This is a genomic window from Streptomyces sp. NPDC088812 (genome assembly GCF_044750285.1).
Classification (GTDB): Bacteria; Actinomycetota; Actinomycetes; order Streptomycetales; family Streptomycetaceae; genus Streptomyces.
The window spans coordinates 113,465-136,570 of sequence record NZ_JBIVJP010000007.1 but is presented as its reverse complement, the minus strand read 5'-3'; the positions used below and the strand labels follow the sequence as shown (position 1 = coordinate 136,570).

Sequence of the window (23,106 nt, the reverse complement as noted above, 5' to 3'; positions counted from 1 at the left end):
CACGGGACGTGTGACGGACGACAGCAGATCTGACGAGGAGGCCATTGCCGCGCACGGGTTGCGAACACCCCACCGGCAATGGCCTTCTTCGTATGTGCACCATGTGAAAGAGGCGGGATCTCCCATGACCACCAAGGCCCAGAAGAGCGACGACGGCAAGGTACGCGGCCGGTTCCTGCTGAAGCTGTCCGGAGAGGCATTCTCCGGCGGTGGCGGCCTGGGCGTGGATCCCGACGTGGTGCACAAGATCGCCCGCGAGATCGCGGCCGTCGTGCGCGACGGAGCGCAGATCGCGGTCGTCATCGGCGGTGGCAACTTCTTCCGCGGCGCCGAACTCCAGGTGCGCGGCATGGACCGGGCCCGCTCGGACTACATGGGCATGCTCGGCACCGTGATGAACTGCCTCGCCCTCCAGGACTTCCTGGAGAAGGAGGGCATCGACAGCCGGGTCCAGACCGCGATCACGATGGGCCAGGTCGCCGAGCCGTACATCCCGTTGCGGGCCGTGCGCCACCTGGAGAAGGGCCGCGTGGTCATCTTCGGCGCGGGCATGGGCATGCCGTACTTCTCCACCGACACCACCGCCGCGCAGCGCGCCCTGGAGATCGACGCCGAGGCGCTGCTGATGGGCAAGAACGGCGTGGACGGCGTCTACGACTCCGACCCGAAGACCAACCCGGAGGCGGTCAAGTTCGACGCCCTCGGTTACGGCGAGGTCATCACCCGCGAGCTGAAGGTCGCCGACGCCACCGCGGTCACGCTGTGCCGCGACAACAAGCTCCCGATCGTCGTCTTCGAGCTTCTCGCCGAGGGCAATATCGCGCGGGCCGTCAAGGGTGAGAAGATCGGCACGCTGGTGGGTGACGAAGGCAGCCGGGCCTGACCGCAGGACCCCCCGGTCCCACGGTCGAGGACCCCGGTTCGTACGACAACACCTGACCGGGGGACGGAGCCTGGCCGGGGGATGGACAATGTCCTGCCGGTCGGGAACCGTGCAGGAAGAAGACGCGACGCAGCCGGCCGCCGCCACCGACAGGGAACCGCAGCCGGGCCTACTCAAGACACGCAGGAGCAAGTGGTGATCGAAGAGACCCTCCTCGAGGCCGAGGAGAAGATGGAGAAGGCCGTCGTGGTCGCCAAGGAGGACTTCGCCGCGATCCGCACCGGCCGTGCGCACCCGGCGATGTTCAACAAGATCGTGGCCGACTACTACGGCGCGCCGACGCCGATCAACCAGCTGGCTTCGTTCTCCGTGCCGGAGCCGCGCATGGCGGTCGTGACCCCGTTCGACAAGAGCGCGCTGCGCAACATCGAGCAGGCGATCCGCGACTCCGACCTGGGCGTCAACCCGAGCAACGACGGCAACATCATCCGAGTGGTGTTCCCCGAGCTCACCGAGGAGCGCCGCCGCGACTACATCAAGGTCGCCAAGGGCAAGGGCGAGGATGCCAAGGTGTCCATCCGCTCCGTCCGCCGCAAGGCCAAGGACGCGATCGACAAGCTCGTCAAGGACGGCGAGGTCGGCGAGGACGAGGGCCGCCGTGCGGAGAAGGAGCTCGACGACACCACCGCGAAGTACGTCGCCCAGGTGGACGAACTCCTCAAGCACAAGGAATCGGAGCTGCTCGAGGTCTGATGAACGACTCTTCCTGGGGCGCTCCGCCGCACGCCGGTTCACCGACCGGGTACTGGGGGCCCACCGACCAGGGGCCTGTCCAGGGGGCTTCCCCGGCGGGTCCCGCGTACGATGCGCCTGAGGCGCAGCAGACTCGCCCCATGCCCATCGTCCCCGACGTCCCCGCCGACGACGGACACCAGGATGACGACCGGGGGGCCGCTCGCAGGGGCGGCCCCCTGTTCCGGGACGAGACGTTCCGCGGCGGGGCGGCTCCCGGTGAGGCGACTCACGGTGAGCCGTACCGCGGGGGGACGCCGCCCCCGGGCGGGACGTTCCCCGGCGGGATGCCCCCCGGCGGGGGGTTCCGCGAGGAGGCGTTCCGCAACGAGCCGTTCCGCGACGAGACCCCGTCGGCGCTGCCCCCTGCGGCGGCGCCGCAGAATCCGGATCCCATGCCCGACGCCCCGCAGCCGGCGCCCGCCCCGCAGAAGAAGAGCGCGGGCCGGGACCTGGGTGCGGCGATAGGGGTGGGCGTCGGGCTCGGCGCGGTGATCGTCGTCTCGCTGTTCGTGGTGAAGGCCGTCTTCATCGGTGTCATAGCGATCGCCGTCGTGGTGGGCCTGTGGGAGCTCACCAGCCGGCTCCAGGAGCGCAAGGGCATCAAGGCGCCCCTGGTGCCACTGGCGCTCGGCGGCGCGGCGATGGTCGTCGCCGGGTACGTCCGGGGGGCCGAGGGCGCCTGGCTTGCCATGGCCCTGACCGCGCTCGCGGTCCTCGTCTGGCGGATGACGGAACCGCCGGAGGGCTACCTCAAGGACGTCACGGCCGGTCTCTTCGCGGCCTTCTACGTCCCGTTCCTGGCCACCTTCGTCGCCATGATGCTCACGGCCGAGGACGGCGCGCAGCGCGTGCTGACGTTCCTGCTCCTGACGGTGGTCAGCGACACCGGCGCGTACGCCGTCGGCTGGCGCTTCGGCAGGCACAAGCTCGCCCCGCGCATCAGCCCCGGCAAGACCCGTGAGGGCCTGCTGGGCGCGGTGTCGTTCGCGATGGTCGCGGGCGCGCTGTGCATGCAGTTCCTCATCGACGGCGGCACGTGGTGGCAGGGCCTGCTGCTCGGCCTCGCGGTCGCCGCCAGCGCCACGCTCGGTGACCTCGGCGAGTCGATGATCAAGCGGGACCTCGGCATCAAGGACATGGGCACCCTGCTCCCGGGTCACGGCGGCATCATGGACCGTCTCGACTCGCTGCTGCCCACGGCTCCGGTGGTGTGGCTGCTGCTGGTGCTCTTCGTGGGATCGTCCTGACCGGGACCCGCCCCACCCGCGTCGAGCGAGCCCCCGTCCCCGGCGGACGGGGGCTCGCCGTCGTCACGGCCCGGGGCGGGGTGCCACGACGGCGAGCCGGGGCACCCGAGTCGATCTGCGACACTGGTAAGGCCATGCCTAAGCCCGGAGAACTCACTTTCGTCGCCCCCCGCGGAGCCAAGAAGCCGCCGCGGCACCTCGCCGACCTCTCGCCCGCCGAGCGGAAGGAGGCGGTGGCGGGGATCGGTGAGAAGCCGTTCCGGGCGAAGCAGCTGTCGCAGCACTACTTCGCGCGGTACGCGCACGACCCGGCGGAGTGGACCGACATCCCCGCCGGGGCCCGCGACAAGCTGCGCGAGGCGCTGCTGCCGGAGCTGATGACGGTCGTGCGGCACCTGTCGACCGACCAGGGCACCACCCGCAAGACCCTGTGGCGGCTCTTCGACGGCACGCTCGTGGAGTCGGTGCTGATGCGCTACCCGGACCGGGTGACCATGTGCATCAGCTCCCAGGCGGGGTGCGGGATGAACTGCCCGTTCTGCGCGACCGGGCAGGCGGGGCTGGACCGGAACCTGTCGACCGCCGAGATCGTGCACCAGATCGTCGACGGGATGCGGGCCCTGCGGGACGGAGAGGTCCCCGGAGGGCCGGCCCGGCTGTCCAACATCGTCTTCATGGGCATGGGCGAGCCCCTCGCCAACTACAAGCGGGTCGTCGGCGCCGTCCGCGCCCTGACCGACCCCACACCGGACGGGCTCGGGCTGTCGCAGCGCGGGATCACCGTGTCGACCGTAGGGCTGGTGCCGGCCATCCACCGGTTCGCCGACGAGGGCTTCAAGTGCCGGCTCGCCATCTCGCTGCACGCCCCGGACGACGAGCTGCGCGACACCCTCGTCCCGGTGAACACCCGGTGGAAGGTGCGCGAGGTGCTCGACGCCGGGTTCGAGTACGCCGAGAAGTCCGGTCGGCGGCTGTCCATCGAGTACGCCCTGATCCGCGACATCAACGACCAGGCCTGGCGCGGTGACCGCCTCGGACGCCTCCTCAGGGGCCGACCGGTGCACGTCAACCTGATCCCCCTCAACCCGACGCCCGGCTCGAAGTGGACCGCGTCCCGGCCCGAGGACGAGAAGGCGTTCGTGGAGGCCATTGCCGCGCACGGGGTGCCGGTGACCGTCCGGGACACCCGCGGCCAGGAGATCGACGGGGCCTGCGGTCAGCTCGCGGCCACCGAGCGGTAGTCTGAGCGCCGTACGACATCTTCATATCCGACATCTGTCCGTCTGATGACATCTTCATATTCCGACAGGGGAGCGCCACAGCGCTGAGAGTGCGGCACCAGGCCGCAGACCCTCTGAACCTCGCCCAGGTCATTCTGGGTAGGAAGTTCGGTCACCGCTCAAGCTGTTGTGCCCCGCCCGGGTCCGCCGGGCGGGGCCGCGTCTCTTCCTGGTCAACCCCAGGAGGAAAACCAGTGCACACCAGGACGTTCGTGGCCGCGGCCGTCGGCCTCGGCCTCGTCACGCTGTCGGCGTGCGGATCGTCGGACGATTCCGCGTCCGGCTCCGGCTCCACCACCGTCACCCTGATCAGCCACGACTCGTGGGCCGTCTCCGAGGACGTGCTCGCGGAGTTCGAGAAGCAGTCCGGCTACCAGGTGAAGGTCCTCACGGACGGCGACGCCGGGCAGGCCGTGAACAAGGCCGTCCTCACCAAGGACAACCCCCAGGGCGACGTCTTCTTCGGCGTCGACAACACGCTCCTGTCCCGCGCCCTCGACAACGGCCTCTTCCAGTCGTACGAGGCGAAGGGGCTCGACCAGGTCGACGCCGCCTACCGGCTCGACGGGGACAAGCACCGGGTCACGCCCGTCGACTACGGCGACATCTGCGTCAACTACGACAAGGAGTACTTCGCCGACCACAAGCTGGCCCCGCCCACCTCCTTCGACGACCTGACGAAGCCCGCCTACAAGAACCTCCTCGTCACCGAGAACGCCTCCACCTCCTCGCCCGGCCTCGGCTTCCTCCTCGGCACCGCCGCCCGGTACGGCGACGACGGGTGGGAGGGGTACTGGAAGAAGCTGAAGGCCAACGGCGTGAAGGTGGTCGACGGCTGGGAGCAGGCCTACAACGAGGAGTTCTCCGGTTCGGCCGGAGGGAAGAAGGCCGGCGGCGACCGGCCGCTCGTCGTCTCCTACGCCTCCTCGCCGCCCGCCGAGGTGATCTACGCGGACCCCAAGCCCACCACCGCCCCGACCGGTGTCGCGACCGGCACCTGCTTCCGGCAGGTCGAGTTCGCGGGGCTGCTGAGCAACGCGAAGAACAGCGCGGGCGGCAAGGCGCTGATCGACTTCCTGATCTCCCAGCGCTTCCAGGAGGACATGCCGCTCAACATGTTCGTCTACCCGGTGCTGAAGGGCGCGGCCGTGCCCGCCGAGTTCACCGCGTACGGGCCCGCCGCCGAGGACCCCGAGACCATGGCCCCGGCGGACATCGCCGCGCACCGCGACCAGTGGGTCAAGTCGTGGACCTCGCTCGTACTGAAGTGACGAAGGCGGGCGGCGCGGCGGCCCGCACGGGCCGTTCCGGGAGCGCGGCGCGGCTCGGGCTCATGGCCCTGCCCGTCGCGTTCTTCGGGGTCTTCTTCGCCTACCCCGTCGCCGCGATCGTCGCGCGCGGGCTCGGCTCCGACGGGACGTGGCACGCCGGGCGCCTGCTCGACGTGCTCGGCGACCCCGGCATCCGGCACGTGCTGTGGTTCACCACCTGGCAGGCGCTCGCCTCCACCGCGCTCACCCTGCTGGTCGCCCTGCCCGCCGCCTACGTCTTCGCCCGCCTCTCCTTCCCCGGCAAGCAGGTCCTGCGGGCCGTCGTCACCGTCCCGTTCGTGCTGCCGACGGTCGTCGTCGGGACGGCCTTCCTGGCGCTCGTCGGGCGCGGCGGACTGCTCGACGAGCTGTGGGGCGTACGGCTGGACACCACGGTGTGGGCGATCCTGGCCGCGCACGTCTTCTTCAACTACGCGGTCGTGGTGCGGACGGTGGGCGGGCTCTGGGCGCAGCTCGATCCGCGGCAGGAGGAGGTGGCGCGGATGCTGGGCGCGTCGCCGTGGCGGGCGTGGCGCCGGGTGACCCTCCCGGCCCTCGCGCCGGCCGTGGCCGCGGCCGCGCTCATGGTGTTCCTGTTCACCTTCACCTCCTTCGGCGTGGTGCAGATCCTCGGCGGGCCCACCTTCTCGACCCTGGAGGTCGAGATCTACCGGCAGACGTCGGAGCTGTTCGACCTGTCCACGGCGGCCGTCCTCACGATCGTCCAGTTCACGGCCGTCGGCGCGGTCCTCGCCGTGCACGCCTGGACCGTACGGCGGCGGGAGAGCGCGCTGCGGCTGGTGGACGCCTCCCTGACGGCGCGGCGGCCCCGCGGGGCCGGGCAGTGGACGCTGCTGGCCGGCGTCCTGGCCACCGTCGTCGTGCTGATCCTGCTGCCCCTGGCGGTCCTGGTCCAGCGCTCGCTGGACGCGCCGGACTTCGCCTACTACCGGGCGCTGACCGGCGACGACGGCCATGTCTTCCTCGTCCCGCCGATCGACGCGATCGGCAACTCCCTGGAGTACGCGCTCGCCGCCACCGCGATCGCCGTGGTGATCGGCGCTCTGGCGGCCGCCGCGCTGACCCGCCGGGACGCCGGACGCCTCGTCCGTGGGTTCGACGCGCTGCTGATGCTGCCGCTCGGCGTCTCCGCGGTGACGGTCGGCTTCGGGTTCCTGATCGCGCTGGACGAGCCCCCGCTGGACCTGCGCGGCACCTGGATCCTGGTGCCGCTGGCGCAGGCGCTGGTCGGTGTCCCCTTCGTCGTACGGACCATGCTGCCGGTGCTGCGCGCGGTGGACGTGCGGCTGCGGGAGGCGGCGGCGGTGCTGGGCGCGTCGCCGTGGCGGGTGTGGCGGGAGGTGGACCTGCCGATGGTGCGGCGGGCGCTGCTCGTCGCGGCCGGGTTCGCCTTCGCGGTGTCGCTCGGGGAGTTCGGGGCGACGGTGTTCATCGCGCGGCCCGACAACCCGACGCTGCCGGTCGCCGTGGCGCGGCTGCTGGGCCGGGCCGGTGAGCTCAACTACGGCCAGGCGATGGCCCTTTCGACGATTCTGATGCTGGTGTGCGCGGTGGCCCTGCTGGTGCTGGAGCGGCTGCGGACCGACCGGACGGGGGAGTTCTAGATGCTGCTGCGGCTCGAGGGTGCGACCGTGCGGTTCGGCGGCGGGCGGCCGGTGCTGGACGCCGTCGACCTCGCCGTCGCCGAGCACGAGGTGGTGTGTGTGCTGGGGCCGAGCGGCAGCGGCAAGTCGACCCTGCTGCGGGCGGTGGCCGGGCTCCAGCCCCTCGACGCCGGGCGGGTGCTGCTCGACGGGCGCGACCAGGCGGGTGTGCCCGCGCACCGGCGGGAGCTCGGGCTGATGTTCCAGGACCACCAGCTCTTCCCGCAGCGGGACGTGGGCGGCAATGTGGCCTTCGGGCTGCGGATGCACGGCGTTCCCGGGCGGCGGCAGCGGGAACGGGTGGCGGAGCTGCTCGATCTCGTGGGGCTGCCGGGGGCCGCCCGCCGGGCCGTCGCCGCCCTCTCCGGCGGTGAGCAGCAGCGGGTCGCGTTGGCCCGCGCGCTCGCGCCCCGGCCCCGGCTGCTGATGCTGGACGAGCCGCTCGGGCAGCTCGACCGGTCGCTGCGGGAGCGGCTGGTCGTCGAACTGCGCGAGCTGTTCGGGCGGTTGGGCACCACCGTGCTGGCGGTCACCCACGACCAGGGCGAGGCGTTCGCGCTGGCCGACCGGGTCGTGGTGATGCGGGAGGGGCACATCGCCCAGTCCGGTACGCCGCTGGAGGTGTGGCAGCGGCCGGCGGACGCGTTCGTCGCCCGCTTCCTCGGCTTCGACAACGTGGTGGAGGCGGGCGTCGCCGGGGAGGCCGCGGTCACCCCGTGGGGCAAGGTGCCGGTGCCGGCCGGCTCCCCGCAGGGCACGCGCACCCTGCTGGTCCGGCCGGCCGGGGTGCGGCTGGCCGACGCGGGCGAGGGCCTGCGCTGCACGGTCGCCGCCCGCACCTTCAAGGGCACGCATGTCGCCGTCCACCTCCAGCCGGAGGACGCGCCGCGCCTGGAGGCCGCGTGCGCGCTGCGGCTGGCGCCGGAGGTCGGGGACGTGGTGGGGGTGGTGTTCGACCCGGCCGACGTCGTCGTGCTCGACTGACCGGGCCGGTCTCCGGGGCCGCGGACGCCGACGGCCCGCCTGCGCCGGGGTCTTCGGAGCAGGCGGGCCGTGCGGGTTCAGCGGCTCGTGCCCCGGCGGCGCATGCCGAGGAACACCGCTCCGCCGCCCACGGCGACCAGGACGACGGCGAGGCCGACGATCAGCCCGGTGTGGGAGTCGGCGCCGGTCTCGGCGAGGTGGGACTCGCCGACGGCGGGCGAGGGGGCGTTGCTCGCGCCGGAGTCCGCGGCCGCGGTGCTCTCGCTCCCGGAGACCGAGGCCGAGGCCGACGGGGACGACGGGGACGACGGGGCCGGCGTGGCGGACCCGGACGCGGCCGGGGCGGGGGAGGAGTCCGACGGCGAGGGCGTCGGGGTGGTGGCGGGGGTGGCGTCGTCGGCCGCGCAGGCCTTCGCCGGGGTCGTCAGGGTGGGGATGTCGGTGTTCACGTCATCCCCGGCCTTGACGTGGATCCGGTACTTCGCGTTCGGCTGCCAGTCCTCGGGGAAGGTGACGGTGACGCCCGCGGCCGAGCCGGTGACCTCCTGTTCGCCGACCTGCCTCAGGTCGGCGTTGTTGTTCTGGAGGTAGACGGTGACGACGGCGGGGGTCGCCGTCGGGTCCTTGTCGACGACCGTGATGACGCCCTTGGCGCCGTCGCAGGAGGCCGCGGCGGAGAACGTCCCGATGTCGAAGGCCGAGGCGGAGGCGGACGCCCCGAGGACGAGGGCGGCCGAGGCGGCGGCGACACCGAGCATGCGCACCGGACGGGCGGCGGTACGGCGGGATGGGGACACGTTTGTCCTTACGTGATGCGCAACTGAGGGGGGGTGACCGGGGAGTTGACGCCCCTGACATGGCGGGCGACGGCATCCCCGGGAGGCTCACAGGTCTATAAGCGTTTCATAAGCACTGTCAACGTGCTGATGGTTCAGCACTTCTGGCTTTGCCCGCTTATTAACCGGCGATACGTTTCAGCGCCTCCCGTTCCCCCTCGTTCCCCTCATGTACGGTCCCGCGCCCGCCGTCCGACGGACGGTCAGCCCTCGAGCGACGCCGGGTCCATCCAGACGATTTCCCAGGTGTGGCCGTCCAGGTCGTCGAAGGAACGGCCGTACATGAAACCGAGGTCCTGGGTGTCTCCGCTGGGCGTGCCGCCCGACGCCAGCGCGCGGTCGACCAGTTCGTCGACCTTCTCGCGGCTCTCGGCGCTCAGCGCGACCAGGACCTCGCTGGTCCTCGTGGCGTCCGCGATCTCCTTCTTGGTGAACGTCGCGTAGAACGGCTTGGTGAGCAGCATCGCGACGATCGTGTCGCTGATCACCACGGAGGCCGCGTTCTCGTCACTGAACCGGGGGTTGATCGAGTAGCCCAGCTCGGTGAAGAACTTCTTCGAGGCCTCGAGGTCGTCCACGGGCAGGTTGACGAAGATCATCTGCTGGTAGGCGGAGGCGGTCATCGGTCTCTCCCATCGGTGCGGGCGGTCCGTGCGCGGCCCGTGCGGGGCCCGCGCGCGGCTCGTGCGGGGTGTGCGTGATGTTCGTGGGGGTAGACCGGCGGGCCGCGCGGAACTCATCGGAGCCCGGAGATCTTTTTTCTCGCGCGCGTTCCCCGCCGCGGGAGGGCTCAGTGCCCCAGGGGGAGGGACGCGAGCGCGGCCACGAGCAGGGTGAGGGGGACGAAGAGCACGGCGAGGGCGCCGGCGCGCAGGGCGGCCGCGCTGCGCAGCACCGTCGTCGGGGCGCCGAGGCGGAGCAGGGCCGCGGTGGTGTCGGCGCGCGCCTGACGTGCCTCCACGGCCGCGGTGAGCAGGGTGGCGAGGGTGCAGCCGGCGACCAGGAGCGCGCCGAGCGTGGTGAGCGGTCCGGCGGCCGGATCGGCCGGGTCGTCCAGGGCGGCCAGGGCGTACGCGCCCGAGGCCACCGCGCTGACGATGCCCAGCGGCCGGCCGATGCGGGAGGCCTCCTGCATCAGACCGCGCCCGGCCAGCAGGCGCAGGGCGCCGGGGCGGACGGCTTGCAGGAGACGGCCGCAGAGGTGGGTGAGGCCGGGGCCGGCGAGGGCGAGGCCGACGGCGGTGAGGGCCCAGCCGACGAGGACTGCGGCGGGGCCGGTGGGGCCGCCGGGGAGGGTGAGGCGGGTGCCGTCCGTGGTGTGGGTGGTGTAGGCCTCCACGGCGAGGCCGGCGGCGAGGAGGGCCGCGCCCCAGGGCAGGGCGGTGGGGTGGGGAGCCGGGGGCTCGGGGGCCTGGACGGGTGCTTCGGCCGGGTCGTCGGCTCCGGCCGGGGCGGGGGTGGCCTCGTCCGGTACCGGCGGGGCGCCGGCCGTGCCGTCCGGTGCCGAGGGGGCGGTGCCCGGCGCCGGGGGGCCGTCGTGCGGGCCGTGCGTCGTCGCCGGCGTCCGGTTCAGCCGGAGCGGGGGGATCGCCGTCACGGCGGCGGCGCGGCCGCCCGGGGTGACCGTGGCGGCGGGGGTGGCCGGGCGGGACGGCCGGCCGTCGGCGGCGGGGCGGGCCGTCGCCCGCCCCCGGAACCGTCCGTAGGCCCCGAACGTCTCGCCGGGCGTGCGCGTGCCCGTCGCGAACCGCCGCAGCGCGCGGGCCGCGCCCCGGGGGTTCGCCGCCGGCCGGGCCTCCCGGGGACGCAGGGACCACGCCACCGACAAGGAGGCCGTCGCCGGCACCAGGGCCAGCAGGGTCAGGGCCGCCGGGAGCGGGAGAGGGACCCCCGCGGCCAGGAAGCCCGCGGCCGCCCTGTCGAAGGGCATGCCGGTGAGGTCGCCGCGGAGGTGGAGGAAGACCAGCAGGGCCAGCAGGGAGCCGACGGTGGTGGACAGGGCGGTAGTCGTCGCGCAGACGGCCATCAGCCGGGCGGGACCGAGGCCGGCGGCCGCGAGACCGGGGCGGGGGCGGGTGCCGGGGTCCGTGCGGGCCACCGCCAGGGCGAGCTGGACCGTCGCCGCGACGGGGACCACGCACCAGGCGAGACGGAGGGTGGAGGCGGCCGGGGTGCCGGGGTGGACGAGGGCGTTGCCGAGGGTGCACAGCAGGAGGAAGCCCGTGCCCGCCGAGGCCGCCGCCACCAGCAGGCGGCGCAGTTGGACGGCGGGGTGGGCGCTGCGGGTCAGGCGGAGAGCGAGCACGCCGCCCGGCCTTCCGTCTCGGCGGTGACGGGCGGCAGGTGGACCGTGTTCACCCGCCGGCCGTCCAGGAGGGACACCGTGCGGTCGGCGAGGGCCGCCGTGTCCGCGTCGTGGGTGGCCAGGACGACGGTGATGCCGTGCGAGCGGGCCGCCGTCGTCAGGGTGCGCAGGACGTGGGAGCGGTCCGCGCGGTGCAGGGGGGCGGTCGGCTCGTCGGCGAAGAGGACCGAGGGGGCGGGGGCCAGGGCGCGGGTGATGCAGACGCGCTGGCGTTCGGCCTGGGTCAGCTCGTGCGGCCGGCGGCCGGCCCGCTCGCCCACGTCGAGACGGTCCAGCCACTCCAGGGCGGAGGCCTTGGCGCGGCGGCGGCTGGTGCCGCGCAGCATCAGGGGGAGGGCCGTGTTCTCCCAGACGGTGAGCTCGGGGACGAGCACGGGCGCCGGGTCGATCCAGGAGAAGCGGTCGCGGCGCAGCCGTTCCCGGGCCATCGGGCCCATTGTGTGCACGGGGACGCTGTTGAACCACACCTCGCCGCGCTGGGCGGGCGCGAGGCCGGACAGACAGTGCAGCAGGGTCGTCTTGCCGCTGCCGCGCGGGCCGGTCACGGCGAGGATCTCGCCCTCCCGCACGCCGAGCGAGACACCGCCCAGTGCGGGGGAGCCGTCGTGGTGCGTGAAGTGCAGGGACCGTGCCCACAGCACGTCGTTGTCCGGCGGGGCCTCCATGGGCGTACACCTCGGTTCAGATCTGTGGTTCCCGTGCGCTTTCCCCCGTCCGGGGGAACGAAGGCAGGGCCGATCGGTCACTGGCACGCTAGGCAGCTCAGGACGGGCATCCGGACAGCACACGGCCCCGGGCGCCCGTTTCTCACTCGAACGGGCGGCGCCGGGGCCGGTGTCGATCACTGCGGGGGGCGGACCGCGGGAGGGGTCCGCCCGGAGGTCACAGCTTCGTCCACGCCTCCGTCAGGGTCGCGCGCAGGATCTGCTCGATCTCGTCGAACGTCTTCTGGTCGGAGATCAGCGGCGGGGCGAGCTGGACGACCGGGTCACCCCTGTCGTCCGCACGGCAGTACAGGCCGTTGTCGAAGAGGGCCTTGGACAGGAAGCCGTACAGGACGCGCTCGGTCTCCTCGTCGTTGAAGGACTCCTTCGTGGCCTTGTCCTTGACCAGCTCGATGCCGTAGAAGAAGCCGTTGCCGCGGACGTCGCCGACGATCGGCAGGTCGTGCAGCTTCTGGAGCGTGGACAGGAAGGCGCCCTCGTTGTCCAGGACGTGCTGGGTGAGGTTCTCGCGCTCGAACAGGTCGAGGTTGGCGAGGCCCACGGCCGCCGAGACCGGGTGGCCGCCGAAGGTGTAGCCGTGCAGGAAGGTGTTGTCGCCCTTGTAGAACGGCTCGGCCAGGCGGTCGGAGACGATGCAGGCGCCGATCGGGGAGTAGCCCGAGGTCATGCCCTTGGCGCAGGTGATCATGTCCGGCACGTAGTCGAACTTGTCGCAGGCGAACATCGTGCCCAGGCGGCCGAAGGCGCAGATGACCTCGTCCGACACGAGCAGCACGTCGTACTGGTCGCAGATCTCGCGGACCCGCTGGAAGTAGCCGGGCGGGGGCGGGAAGCAGCCGCCGGCGTTCTGCACCGGCTCCAGGAACACCGCGGCGACCGTGTCCGGGCCCTCGAAGAGGATCTGCTGCTCGATCTGGTCGGCGGCCCAGCGGCCGAAGGCCTCGGGGTCGTCGCCGTGGATCGGGGCGCGGTAGATGTTGGTGTTCGGGACCTTGTGCGCGCCCGGGACCAGCGGCTCGAAGGGGGCCTTCAGTCCCGGCAGGCCGGTGATGGACAGGGCGCCCTGCGGGGTGCCGTGGTAGGCGACCGCGCGGGAGATGACCTTGTACTTGGTGGGCTTGCCGACCAGCTTGAAGTACTGCTTGGCGAGCTTCCAAGCGGTCTCGACCGCCTCGCCGCCGCCGGTGGTGAAGAAGACCTTGTTCAGGTCGCCCGGGGCGTGGTGCGCGAGGCGCTCCGCCAGCTCGACGGCCTTGGGGTGGGCGTAGGACCAGACGGGGAAGAACGCCAGCTCCTGGGCTTGCTTGAAGGCCGTCTCCGCCAGTTCCGTGCGGCCGTGGCCGGCCTGGACCACGAACAGGCCGGCGAGACCGTCGAGGTAGCGCTTGCCCTTGTCGTCGTATATGTAGGTGCCCTCGCCCCGGACGATGGTGGGGACCGGGGAGTTCTCGTACGACGACATGCGGGTGAAGTGCATCCACAGGTGGTCGTACGCGCTGCGGCTGAGGTCCTTGGTGCTCACGGTTATCGGGTCCTCACGGTTATCGGGTTCCCCACATGTAGGTCTGCTTCTTCAGCTTCAGGTAGACGAAGCTCTCGGTGGAGCGCACGCCGGGCAGGGCACGGATGCGTTTGTTGATGACGTCCAGCAGGTGGTCGTCGTCCTCGCAGACGATCTCGGCGAGGACGTCGAACGAGCCCGCGGTCATCACCACGTACTCGACCTCCGGCATGTCGGTGAGCGCGTCCGCTATGGACTCCACATCGCCCTCGACGTTGATCCCGACCATCGCCTGCCGGCGGAAGCCCACGGTGAGCGGGTCCGTGACGGCGACGATCTGCATCACGCCCTGGTCGAGCAGCTTCTGGACGCGCTGGCGCACGGCCGCCTCGGACAGGCCGACGGCCTTGCCGATCGCGGCGTACGGCCGGCGGCCGTCCTCCTGGAGCTGCTCGATGATGGCGAGGCTGACGGCATCCAGGTGCGGGGTGCCGTTCTTGGACTCGCGGGAGTCCCGGTGCTCTGCGCTTCGACTGGCCACGGCCTCACTGTGCACGACGGATCGGTGGTTCCGCAAGGCCGGTGCAATGAAATCCGTTGTTTATGTGATCGCATCCTGCGGATTTCGCAGTAATGGTGCGACCGGGGGGTTGAAAACGTCGCGCTGCCGATTAGGGTGGGTGTCTCAGCCATTGGACAGTTCGACCTTGACAGGAGGCCGGCAGTGAGCACCGAGCTGCGTCGTCTGCGCAATTACATCGACGGTGAGTTCCGGGACGCCGCCGACGGACGGACCACCGAGGTGGTCAACCCCGCGACCGGCGAGCCGTACGCGACCGCGCCGCTGTCCGGGCAGGCGGACGTCGACGCCGCCATGCGGGCCGCCGCCGCGGCCTTCCCGGGCTGGCGGGACACCACCCCGGCCGAGCGTCAGAAGGCCCTGCTGAAGATCGCGGACGCGTTCGAGGAGCGCGCCGAGGACCTGATCGCCGCGGAGGTGGAGAACACGGGCAAGCCGGTCGGGCTGACCCGCACCGAGGAGATCCCTCCGATGGTCGACCAGATCCGCTTCTTCGCGGGCGCGGCCCGGATGCTGGAGGGGCGCAGCGCCGGCGAGTACATGGAGGGGCTGACCTCGATCGTGCGCCGTGAGCCGGTCGGCGTCTGCGCGCAAGTCGCGCCGTGGAACTACCCGATGATGATGGCCGTGTGGAAGTTCGCCCCGGCGATCGCGGCGGGCAACACGGTGGTCCTCAAGCCGTCGGACACCACCCCCGCCTCCACGGTCCTGATCGCCGAGATCGTCGGCTCGATCCTGCCCAAGGGCGTCTTCAACGTCGTCACCGGCGACCGCGACACCGGCCGCCTGATGGTCGAGCACCCCGTCCCCGCGATGGCCTCCATCACCGGTTCGGTACGCGCCGGCATGTCGGTCGCCGAGTCGGCGTCCAAGGACCTCAAGCGCGTCCACCTGGAGCTGGGCGGCAAGGCCCCGGTCGTGGTCTTCGACGACACCGACATCGCCAAGGCCGTCGAGGACATCTCCGTCGCGGGCTTCTTCAACGCCGGCCAGGACTGTACGGCCGCCACCCGCGTCCTCGTCCAGGAGGCCGTCCACGACGAGTTCGTGGCGGCGCTCGCCAAGGCCGCGTCCGAGACGAAGACGGGTCAGCCCGACGACGAGGACGTGCTGTTCGGCCCCCTGAACAACCCCAACCAGCTTCGGCAGGTCTCCGGCTTCATCGAGCGCCTCCCCGCCCACGCCAAGGTCGAGGCGGGCGGCCACCGGGTCGGCGACAAGGGCTACTTCTACGCCCCGACCGTCGTCTCCGGCCTGAAGCAGGACGACGAGATCGTCCAGAAGGAGGTCTTCGGCCCGGTCATCACGGTGCAGTCCTTCACCGACGAGGACCAGGCGGTGGAGTGGGCCAACGGCGTCGAGTACGCCCTCGCCTCCTCGGTGTGGACCAAGGACCACGGCCGCGCGATGCGCATGTCCAAGAAGCTCGACTTCGGCTGCGTGTGGATCAACACCCACATCCCGCTGGTCGCCGAGATGCCCCACGGCGGCTTCAAGAAGTCCGGCTACGGCAAGGACCTCTCGGCGTACGGCTTCGACGACTACACGCGGATCAAGCACGTGATGACGTCGCTGGACGCGTAACCACCCGGTGGGCGCGGACGGTTGGCGCCGGAGGGCCGGCCGTCCGCGCGGAGGCCGATCGGGTGTCGACGTCCGCGCGGAGGGCGACAGGGGGGCCGGTGTTCGCGCGGAGGTCGACAGGGGGCCGGTGTTCGCGGCGGAGGTCGACAGGGTGTCGCGGGCGGCCCGTCACGCTCGACGTGACGTCGATTGCCCGCGCACGGAGGGGCGGGGCAGGCTGCGCCCATGCCCCTCCCCGTCCCGCTCCCCGCGAAGACCCCCTCGCCGTCCCGTCGCTCCGTGCTGCGCGCGTCCGGTCTCGGCGCCGTGCTCGGCGTGCTCGCCGGGTGCGGGGTGAAACCCGCCTACGTCCAGCCCGGCGACCGCGCCGCCACCGACCTCTCCGCCTCCGACAAACGGCTGACCTGGGCGAACTGGCCGCTCTACATCGACACGGACGACGACGACCCGACACGGCGGCCGACGCTGGACGCCTTCGCGAAGAGCACCGGCATCTCCGTCGGCTACACCGAGGAGATCAACGACAACGACGAGTTCTTCGGCAAGATCAGCCCCGCGCTGATGAACCACCAGCCGACCGGCCGCGATCTGATCGTCATCAGCGACTGGATGTGCGCCCGGTTCGTGCGCCTCGGCTGGGTGCAGGAGATGGACCGGGCCCGCCAGCCCCACGTGGCGGAGTACCTGGACCCGCTGCTGCGTTCGCCCGCCTTCGACCCGGGCCGCCGGTACACCGTGCCCTGGCAGTCCGGCATCACCGGCATCGCCTACGACCGGCGCCGGCTGGGCCGCGAGATACGGCACGTCTCCGAGCTGTGGGCCGACGACCTGAAGGGGCGCGTCACCCTCCTGTCGGGCCTGGACGAGGCGTTCGCGCTGCTGATGCAGGGCAACGGCGTCGACATCACCCGCTGGACGGCGGACGACTTCCACACCGTGTGCGACCAGGTGGAGCGGCAGGTCCACTCCGGCCACATCCGCCGCTTCACCGGCAACGACTACACCAAGGACCTGGTCAGCGGCGATGTCCTGGCGTGCCAGGCGTACTCCGGCGATGTCATCCAGCTCCAGGCGGACAACCCCGACATCCGCTTCGTCGTGCCCGAGGAGGGCGCGGAGCTGTGGTCGGACTCCCTGATGGTCCCCGACCTCGCCGGGCACAAGGCCAACGCCGAGCGGCTGATCGACTACTACTACGAGCCCGAGGCCGCCGCCGAACTCGCCGCCTGGGTCAACTACGTCTGCCCGGTGCCCGCCGCGCAGGCCGTCCTGGCCGACTCCGACGACGAGGAGACCGCCGCGCTCGCGGAGAACCCGCTGATCTTCCCCGACGCCGGTATGCGGCGGCGGCTGGCGATCGCGCGGGACATCACGTCGACGGAGCGGCTGGAGTTCGCCAGGCGGTGGAACGGGATCGTGGGGTTGTGACGGTGGGGCGCCGGTCGGCGGTCGTCGCGAGGTTCGCAGACCAGTTCGCCGACCAGTTCGCCGACCAGTGCGGCGAACTGCTGGCCGTGCGGGCAGCGGCCGGTGACGAGCCGCAGCGACGCCATCGCGTGCTGGGCCTCGTCGTGCCGGCGCGGGTGGAGGTCGCGGTGGCGCTCGTCCAGGAAGAGCATCCGGGTCGGGTTCGGCCGACGCGCCGGATGGCCGGGCGCGTCGAAGTCCAGGGTGACGCCGATGCCCGCGCCGTGACGTTCGCGGTGCGGGCTGTGACGTTCGTGGTGCGGGCTGTGACCGGGTTCAACTCCCGGAACCCGCCGGGCCGGCGTGGACGGGCGGCCGTCCATCGACCGGACCGGCGCTCAGCAGCACGAGGGCTCGGCGGCGGTGGACGGCGTCGACCCGTTCGACGGGCCGATGCCGGCCGCTGACGCCCAGGAGCCCGGGGCGGCACTGACCGGCTGCACCCGGTTGACCGGGTCGGCTTGTACGGGGGAGGCGGCGATGCCGAGGGCGAGGGCTGCGCCGAGTGCGGCGCCGATGGCTGTTCTGCGGATGCGCACAGGTCTCCTTCGTGATCGCGTGGAGGGGGTCGGAAGAGCACCCCGGTGGCCGGGCGAGCCGTGTCGCCCGGGGCGCTGTCGGGGTGGCAGCCAGCGTCGTCGACCGCGGTGGAGGCGTCAACGGCCGACCCTGTCCGGCCTTGTCCGGGACATTGTCCGAGCCGGTCAGGCTTCTGTACGACCGCGTGCCCCGGGCCACCTCAGGCGTGTCCCCTACGGAGTGCCCGGCAGCTCCCCCTGGTTGACGACCCCGAACGGGATGTGGACGCTCGGGGTGGTCCGGGAGGTGCCCTCCAGATGGCTCACCTGGTCGTCGAAGAAGATGTGCGGGCGCAGCACGTCCATGACCGAGCTTTTGTCGACACCGCCGAGGAAGAAGGCGTCGTTGACGGTCACCCCCCAGTTGTTCAGGCTCAGGACGGCGCGTTCGTGCGCGGGGGCGTTGCGGGCGGTGACGATGGAGACGTGCACGCGGATCGCGTAGTCCGCGTCCTCCCGGCGCCGTTCCTCCTCCCTGCGCTGGAGTGTGTTGATCTCGCGCAGGAAGTCCCGCAGGGGGCCCGCGTCGTGCGGGGTGGCGACGTTCAGGGACTCGTGGGCGCGGAAGCCCTCCAGGCCGTCCTGCTGGAAGACGCGCTCCGACTCGTCGCTCGCGAGGACGCCGTCGAAGTCGAACGCGATCCGCAGGTCCTTGTCGTCGGGGTCGTCGGCCACGGCGGAGCCGAGGACCCGGCCCGCCGGCAGCCCCGACGCCACGGCCTCCCGGACGTCGTTCTCGTCCGCCGACAGGAACAGGGACATGTGCAGCGCCCGCATGAACCGGTGCGGCGCCCGCCCCTGCATGAAGACGGCCCGGCTGATGGGCAGTTCGTGCGTCTTGATGGACCGCATGACCCGCAGGCCGGTGTCCGGGTCGTTGCGGGAGAGGATGATCACCTCGACCAGCGGGTCGCCCTCGGGGGCCAGGTCGTTCAGGGACAGGATGCGGCGGATGAAGGGGAACGCGACGCCGGGACGCAGGGTGTTGTCCACGTTGTCGCGCTGGTAGGTGCGGTAACTCTCCTCGCCCTCCCGCCGGAACACGGCGTCGGACTCCGCCAGGTCGAACAGCGCGCTGGAGGCGATCCCGATGACCAGGCGGTTCTCGAGGCTGTACGGCGGCATGGTGGCTCCCCTCGTACGGTCGGCCCGCTCCCGGCCGGCCACGTGCGGCGCCGCGGGTCGGCGGCGTGTGCGGCGCCGACTGTAGCCCCTGCCCGTGCACCCTTTGCCTTCCCTTTGCGACCGCACCGGCGCCGGCGGCCATCAGGCCGGATCTCGCCCCGTAGCTGCGGAAGGCCCGTTGCTCCTACTCTGGAAGCCGCCGTCGGGGGAGGGTGGACGTGAGCCGCACCGCACCGCAACAGCCGTCCGGGCGCCGCCTGGAGCAGTCGATCGCCTGGGCGGTCAGAAACGCCGACGGCGTGGTGGCCATCGGGGTCGCCCTGGTCGTCGGCCTGATGGACATCCTGGACAAGGACTTCGAGAACAACATCGTCACCGGCTCCATCCTGCTGGTCCTCGCGGCGCTGGTCTACGGCTCGCTGGCGGAGCGACGGCGGCGGCTGGCCGACATCAGGGACGCGACCGCGGGCACGAGCCGGGCGATCGAGGACCTCTCCATGGTGCGCACCCTGGCCGGTCCCGAGGTGGCGCTCGCGCACGAGCAGGCCCGGCGCTCCACCGCCCGCTGGGTGTTCAAGGGCGGCACGGGCACCTATCTGCGCGCCGTCACCCTGCCGGAGTGCGTGCTGGAGGCGCGGCGGCAGCGGCGCTCCCTCAGCGTCAAGATCGACATCGTGAACCCGGCCGACGACCGGGTCTGCGCGGCCTACGCCCGATTCCGGCGCACCTTCGGCCACCGGCAGGAGGGCGGCGCGTACACGGCGTGGACCCCCGAGCGCACCCGGAAGGAGTCCTGCGCCACCGTGGTCGCCGCCGCCTGGCACCGGCAGCGGCTGGACACGCTGGAGATAGACGTCCACCTGTCGTCGGTGGCGCCGACCCTGCGCTTCGACCTGTCCGACACCTGCCTGATCATCACCCAGGACGACCCGCGCCGCGTCAGCCTCTGTGTGGAGCGGGGACGGCCGCTGTACGACTACTACGTCACCGAGCTGCACCAGAGCCGGGAACAGGCGGTCAAGCTGGATCTGCGGGAGGCCACCGCGCTGAGCGACGAGCCGACCGTCGACGAGGTCAGACGTCTGCTCGACCGGCTCGGACTGCCGCTGCCGGCGAGTTTCACCGACCGTGACGTCGGCGACATCATCGACAAGGCGCTGCGGGCGGAGGACCCGTACCGACGGTAGCGCCGCTGTTGTGGGCGAGGGGGGAACGATGGACTACCCGGCCCTGGAACGGGCCGCCCGGCGGGGCGCCGCCGGCGAGGTGACGCGGCAGGCCGCGGCGGAGCTGGAAGAGGTCGTCGCCGGCCGGCGGGCGCTGCGCGCGGTGTGCCATCCGCTGGGCTTCGTCTGCCTGCCCGTCCTGCGGGACGGCGCGGACGGCGTGTGCGTGCACGTCTTCGGCCCGGCCGAACCGGTCCTGACGGACCATCAGGTGCATTCGCACAGCTGGAACCTGACGAGCACCGTGCTGTATGGGCGGCTGGGCAACCGGCGGATGCGCGTCCACGACGAGACCGCGCACCCCACCCACCGGGTGTTCGAGGTGCGCAGCGACCCCTCGGGCGTGGACGAACTGCGGCCCACCGAGCGGCTGGTGCGCTGTCTGCCGGGCGTCGAGCAGACCAGCGCGCGCGGCCAGACGTACGACCTTCCGGCGGGCGAGTTCCACACCACCGTGGTGCCGGACGGACGTCCGGCCGCCACCCTGGTGCTGGGGCGGACACTGCCCGGCCGGGCGGACCTCTCCCTGGGCCCGCTGCGGGCCCCGGGCCGCCGCATGGTCCGCAGGACCTGCGACGCGGCCCAGACCGCCCGGATCGCCCGGGCCGCCCTCAGGAGGATCCATGAGCCAGAACCCGACCCGCCCGACTGACCCCGCGGCCCCCTACGCCCGCGAGTGCCGTACGGCGGTGGCGGCCGCCGAGGAGGCCGGGACGCTGCTGCGGTCCCGCTTCCCGGACGGTTTCGCCGCCCGCCCCAAGGGCGGACTCGGCGACGTCGTCACCGACCTGGACCTGCTGGCCGAGCGGATCGTGGTGGGCCGCATCCGGGAGCGGTTCCCGCACGACCGGATCCTCGCCGAGGAGTCGGGGGAGGCCGCCGCCGGGGAGCCGGGCGGCGACGGCGGCGACCGCACCTGGCTGGTGGACCCGCTCGACGGCAGCAACAACGTGGTGATCGGGCTGCCCGTCTACGTGGTCGGCGTCGCCCTGTGCGTCGACGGGGCGCCGGTGGTGGGGGTGGTGCACGAACCGGTGAGCGGGCAGACCTGGTCGGCGCGGCTGGGGTGCGGCGCGTACGGGCCCCGCGGACGGCTCGCGCCGGACGGCCGCGGCCGCCCGCCGTCCGCCGCCGGGCCGGTACTGGCCTGGACCCAGGGACACGCGGTCCGCCGCGACGACCGCGCCGCGCGCACCCTGCGGCACACCCTGGAACGCGGCTCCCGGCGGCTGCTCCAGCTCTGGGCACCGCTGCTGGCCTGGACCCTGCTGGCCCGCGGGGACATCGACGGCTTCGTCGGCTACCGCGCCGAGGCGATCGACCTGCCGGCGGGGGCGCTCCTGGCCCGCGAGGCCGGGGTCGCCGTACGGCACCTCGACGGGCGGGAGTTCGGCGGGGACTTCCGGGCGCCGGACACGGAGCGCTCCTTCGTCGCGGGACGGCCGGAGACCCTGCCGTACCTGCTGGAACTGGCGGCGGACGCGGGCGCCGGTCAGGGCGGGCCGGTGACCGCGACCGGCCTCAGCCCGTCACCGCCAGCGCCGCCACCGACGCCGTGACCGCCGTCACCGCGAGGACGGCGCCCGTCGCCGCCAGCCGGGCCACCGGCACCCGTACCCCGTACGCGTGGCACCGCTCGTACCACAGCAGCGTGGCCAGGGAGGCCCACGGGGTGACCACCGGGCCGACGTTGGTGCCCACCAGGAGCGCGAGCAGCTGGTCGTGGTGGCCGAGCGGGACGGCGGACTCGCCGGCCAGGTAGACGGGGAGGTTGTTCAGGACGTTCGACAGGCCGGCGCCCACCCCCGCCGCGCGGAGCATGCCCCCGAGGCCGTCGTCGTTGCCGACCGCGGCGGCCAGCAGGTCGTGCAGGCCGTTGGCGTTGACCGTCTCGACCACCAGGAACATGCCGGGGACCATGACCAGCAGCCGCCACGGCACGAGCGAGAGCCGCAGCGCGGAGCGGTCGCGGACCGCGAACGCGGCGACCACCACCGCCGTGGCCGTCGCGGACGCGATCCACAGCTCGACGTCCGCGACCAGGATCGCCAGCAGGAACCCGCCGCAGGCCAGGGCGCAGGCCCGGAACAGCACCGGATCGGCGGGCCGGTGCGGACCGGGCGGCACGTAGCGGTCGGCGTCCACCGTCCGGACGTCCTTCCCCGCCGGACCGTCCTGCGGCGCCCGTACGGCGCCCCGGTCCCGCAGGTCCACCGGCCCCCGCAGGTCCACCGGCCCCCGCAGGTCCACCGGCCCCCGCAGGTCCCCCTCGCGCGCCGCCCCCGGGCCGCCGCCCGCGCCGTGCGGGCCCGCCGGGGCGGACCGTCCGGCGCCCCTCCGTCCCCGGCGCCAGTAGAAGACCCACAGACAGGCCATGGTCACCGCGATCGCCGCCAGCTGCGGCGCCCACATGCGGCCCGCCAGGCCCAGCGGGGACAGCGCCACCCGGTCGGCGGCGAGCAGGTTCGTCAGGTTGGAGACCGGCAGCAGCAGGCTCGCCGTGTTGGCCAGCCAGACCGTCGTCATCGCCAGGGGGACGGCCGCGATGCCGACGCGGGAGGCGAGGGCCAGCATCACCGGGGTCAGCAGGACCGCCGTGGTGTCCAGGTTCAGGGCGATCGTGGTGAGCGAAGCGAAGGCCACGCAGAGCAGGAAGAGCAGCGGGTAGCTGCCCCGGCCGGCGCGCGCGACGCGGGCCGCCACCACGTCGAACACCTCGGCCCTGCTGGTCAGTTCGGCCAGCACGATCACCGTGCCGAGGAACGCCAGCAGCGGGGCGACACGGGCCGTCGCGTCGGCCGCCGAGGTGGTGGGCAGCAGCCCTGTGGCCAGGCACACCAGTCCGGTCGCGAGCAGGCCGATCGCCAGCCGGTCCAGCGCATGCAGACGTCGAAGACCACGCACGGGGGACAGGTTCGCACACTCGTGCCCCCCTGTGACCGGGGCCCCCTCCCCG

Annotated in this window: 21 protein-coding genes, 1 pseudogene and 1 riboswitch; of the genes and pseudogenes, 12 read left to right on the top strand and 10 right to left on the bottom strand. The window is 72.5% G+C overall.

Annotation, left to right across the window (positions count from 1 at the left end):
• Window positions 1–124: 124 nt before the first annotated feature.
• The 7 genes from pyrH (at window position 125) to ACIP67_RS14520 (ending at window position 8,163) form a co-directional block, all read left to right on the top strand.
• On the top strand, window positions 125–883 hold the full coding sequence (pyrH, locus tag ACIP67_RS14550) for a UMP kinase (protein ID WP_385073410.1): 759 nt from the start codon (window positions 125–127) through the stop codon (window positions 881–883).
• A 195-nt stretch (window positions 884–1,078) separates the two neighbouring features.
• Entirely contained in the window at window positions 1,079–1,636 is a 558-nt protein-coding gene (gene frr, locus ACIP67_RS14545; protein WP_389520238.1) for a ribosome recycling factor, read from the top strand.
• On the top strand, window positions 1,636–2,925 hold the full coding sequence (locus ACIP67_RS14540; RefSeq protein ID WP_401691766.1) for a phosphatidate cytidylyltransferase: 1,290 nt from the start codon (window positions 1,636–1,638) through the stop codon (window positions 2,923–2,925). The genes frr and ACIP67_RS14540 overlap by 1 nt, the downstream gene beginning before the upstream one ends.
• 134 nt (window positions 2,926–3,059) lie before the next feature.
• Window positions 3,060–4,166, top strand: coding sequence for a 23S rRNA (adenine(2503)-C(2))-methyltransferase RlmN (rlmN, locus tag ACIP67_RS14535; protein WP_401691764.1), 1,107 nt, complete (start codon window positions 3,060–3,062; stop codon window positions 4,164–4,166).
• 56 nt (window positions 4,167–4,222) lie between these two features.
• A riboswitch (TPP riboswitch) is annotated at window positions 4,223–4,329 on the top strand.
• 70 nt (window positions 4,330–4,399) lie between these two features.
• A complete protein-coding gene (locus tag ACIP67_RS14530; RefSeq protein WP_401691762.1) occupies window positions 4,400–5,476 on the top strand; it encodes a thiamine ABC transporter substrate binding subunit in 1,077 nt (358 codons plus the stop codon).
• Window positions 5,477–5,538: 62 nt separating this feature from the next.
• Complete coding sequence (locus ACIP67_RS14525; protein WP_401692137.1) at window positions 5,539–7,140, top strand: ABC transporter permease; 1,602 nt, start codon at window positions 5,539–5,541, stop codon at window positions 7,138–7,140.
• A complete protein-coding gene (locus ACIP67_RS14520; protein ID WP_401691760.1) occupies window positions 7,141–8,163 on the top strand; it encodes an ABC transporter ATP-binding protein in 1,023 nt (340 codons plus the stop codon).
• Between the two features lie 77 nt (window positions 8,164–8,240).
• On the opposite strand, the gene ACIP67_RS14515 is transcribed toward ACIP67_RS14520, so the two are convergent.
• The 6 genes from ACIP67_RS14515 to ACIP67_RS14490 form a co-directional block, all read right to left on the bottom strand.
• Window positions 8,241–8,960: an LAETG motif-containing sortase-dependent surface protein gene (locus tag ACIP67_RS14515; RefSeq protein WP_401691758.1), complete on the bottom strand. Its 720-nt coding sequence runs from the start codon at window positions 8,958–8,960 to the stop codon at window positions 8,241–8,243.
• Window positions 8,961–9,202: 242 nt separating this feature from the next.
• Window positions 9,203–9,622 (bottom strand): VOC family protein, encoded by a 420-nt coding sequence (locus ACIP67_RS14510; protein WP_401691756.1) that lies wholly within the window; start codon window positions 9,620–9,622, stop codon window positions 9,203–9,205.
• 167 nt (window positions 9,623–9,789) lie between these two features.
• Window positions 9,790–11,304, bottom strand: coding sequence for a hypothetical protein (locus tag ACIP67_RS14505; protein WP_401691754.1), 1,515 nt, complete (start codon window positions 11,302–11,304; stop codon window positions 9,790–9,792).
• Window positions 11,286–12,029 carry an ABC transporter ATP-binding protein gene (locus ACIP67_RS14500; protein ID WP_401691752.1) on the bottom strand — a complete coding sequence of 248 codons (744 nt, stop codon included), beginning with the start codon at window positions 12,027–12,029 and terminating at the stop codon, window positions 11,286–11,288. Before ACIP67_RS14500 ends, ACIP67_RS14505 begins: the two co-directional genes overlap by 19 nt.
• 217 nt (window positions 12,030–12,246) lie before the next feature.
• Window positions 12,247–13,611 carry an aspartate aminotransferase family protein gene (locus ACIP67_RS14495; RefSeq protein ID WP_401691750.1) on the bottom strand — a complete coding sequence of 455 codons (1,365 nt, stop codon included), beginning with the start codon at window positions 13,609–13,611 and terminating at the stop codon, window positions 12,247–12,249.
• Window positions 13,612–13,630: 19 nt separating this feature from the next.
• Window positions 13,631–14,146 (bottom strand): Lrp/AsnC family transcriptional regulator, encoded by a 516-nt coding sequence (locus ACIP67_RS14490; protein ID WP_389520219.1) that lies wholly within the window; start codon window positions 14,144–14,146, stop codon window positions 13,631–13,633.
• 168 nt (window positions 14,147–14,314) lie between these two features.
• On the opposite strand from ACIP67_RS14490, the gene ACIP67_RS14485 reads away from it, so the two are divergent.
• Window positions 14,315–15,754 carry a gamma-aminobutyraldehyde dehydrogenase gene (locus ACIP67_RS14485; protein WP_401691747.1) on the top strand — a complete coding sequence of 480 codons (1,440 nt, stop codon included), beginning with the start codon at window positions 14,315–14,317 and terminating at the stop codon, window positions 15,752–15,754.
• Window positions 15,755–15,979: 225 nt separating this feature from the next.
• Window positions 15,980–17,182, top strand: coding sequence for a spermidine/putrescine ABC transporter substrate-binding protein (locus ACIP67_RS14480; RefSeq protein WP_401691745.1), 1,203 nt, complete (start codon window positions 15,980–15,982; stop codon window positions 17,180–17,182).
• A gap of 38 nt (window positions 17,183–17,220) precedes the next feature.
• Here ACIP67_RS14480 and ACIP67_RS14475 read toward each other — a convergent pair.
• The 3 genes and pseudogenes from ACIP67_RS14475 to ACIP67_RS14465 form a co-directional block, all read right to left on the bottom strand.
• Window positions 17,221–17,373 (bottom strand): annotated as a pseudogene (locus tag ACIP67_RS14475) (transcriptional regulator); the annotation flags it as partial.
• A gap of 186 nt (window positions 17,374–17,559) precedes the next feature.
• A complete protein-coding gene (locus ACIP67_RS14470; RefSeq protein WP_401691743.1) occupies window positions 17,560–17,760 on the bottom strand; it encodes a hypothetical protein in 201 nt (66 codons plus the stop codon).
• A 213-nt stretch (window positions 17,761–17,973) separates the two neighbouring features.
• Window positions 17,974–18,924: a 5'-nucleotidase gene (locus ACIP67_RS14465; protein ID WP_401691741.1), complete on the bottom strand. Its 951-nt coding sequence runs from the start codon at window positions 18,922–18,924 to the stop codon at window positions 17,974–17,976.
• 218 nt (window positions 18,925–19,142) lie between these two features.
• Here ACIP67_RS14465 and ACIP67_RS14460 point away from each other — a divergent pair, with 218 nt between their 5' ends.
• The 3 genes from ACIP67_RS14460 to ACIP67_RS14450 are packed head-to-tail and all read left to right on the top strand — an operon-like array spanning window position 19,143 to window position 21,709.
• Window positions 19,143–20,111 carry a hypothetical protein gene (locus ACIP67_RS14460; protein WP_401691739.1) on the top strand — a complete coding sequence of 323 codons (969 nt, stop codon included), beginning with the start codon at window positions 19,143–19,145 and terminating at the stop codon, window positions 20,109–20,111.
• A gap of 28 nt (window positions 20,112–20,139) precedes the next feature.
• On the top strand, window positions 20,140–20,802 hold the full coding sequence (locus ACIP67_RS14455; RefSeq protein WP_401691737.1) for a hypothetical protein: 663 nt from the start codon (window positions 20,140–20,142) through the stop codon (window positions 20,800–20,802).
• On the top strand, window positions 20,774–21,709 hold the full coding sequence (locus ACIP67_RS14450; RefSeq protein ID WP_401691735.1) for an inositol monophosphatase family protein: 936 nt from the start codon (window positions 20,774–20,776) through the stop codon (window positions 21,707–21,709). The genes ACIP67_RS14455 and ACIP67_RS14450 overlap by 29 nt, the downstream gene beginning before the upstream one ends.
• Here ACIP67_RS14450 and ACIP67_RS14445 read toward each other — a convergent pair.
• On the bottom strand, window positions 21,672–23,054 hold the full coding sequence (locus tag ACIP67_RS14445) for an SLC13 family permease (protein WP_401691733.1): 1,383 nt from the start codon (window positions 23,052–23,054) through the stop codon (window positions 21,672–21,674). The two genes, ACIP67_RS14450 and ACIP67_RS14445, sit on opposite strands and share 38 nt — an antisense overlap.
• Between the last annotated feature and the right edge of the window lie 52 nt (window positions 23,055–23,106).

Bases quoted from the DNA above. Each gene is read 5' to 3' on its own strand.
- pyrH (WP_385073410.1), top strand. From the start codon at position 125: ATGACCACCAAGGCCCAGAAGAGCGACGACGGCAAGGTACGCGGCCGG.
- ACIP67_RS14540 (WP_401691766.1), top strand. From the start codon at position 1,636: ATGAACGACTCTTCCTGGGGCGCTCCGCCGCACGCCGGTTCACCGACC.
- rlmN (WP_401691764.1), top strand. From the start codon at position 3,060: ATGCCTAAGCCCGGAGAACTCACTTTCGTCGCCCCCCGCGGAGCCAAG.
- ACIP67_RS14525 (WP_401692137.1), top strand. From the start codon at position 5,539: ATGGCCCTGCCCGTCGCGTTCTTCGGGGTCTTCTTCGCCTACCCCGTC.
- ACIP67_RS14520 (WP_401691760.1), top strand. From the start codon at position 7,141: ATGCTGCTGCGGCTCGAGGGTGCGACCGTGCGGTTCGGCGGCGGGCGG.
- ACIP67_RS14510 (WP_401691756.1), bottom strand. From the start codon at position 9,622: ATGACCGCCTCCGCCTACCAGCAGATGATCTTCGTCAACCTGCCCGTG.
- ACIP67_RS14500 (WP_401691752.1), bottom strand. From the start codon at position 12,029: ATGGAGGCCCCGCCGGACAACGACGTGCTGTGGGCACGGTCCCTGCAC.
- ACIP67_RS14480 (WP_401691745.1), top strand. From the start codon at position 15,980: ATGCCCCTCCCCGTCCCGCTCCCCGCGAAGACCCCCTCGCCGTCCCGT.
- ACIP67_RS14465 (WP_401691741.1), bottom strand. From the start codon at position 18,924: ATGCCGCCGTACAGCCTCGAGAACCGCCTGGTCATCGGGATCGCCTCC.
- ACIP67_RS14455 (WP_401691737.1), top strand. From the start codon at position 20,140: ATGGACTACCCGGCCCTGGAACGGGCCGCCCGGCGGGGCGCCGCCGGC.
- ACIP67_RS14450 (WP_401691735.1), top strand. From the start codon at position 20,774: ATGAGCCAGAACCCGACCCGCCCGACTGACCCCGCGGCCCCCTACGCC.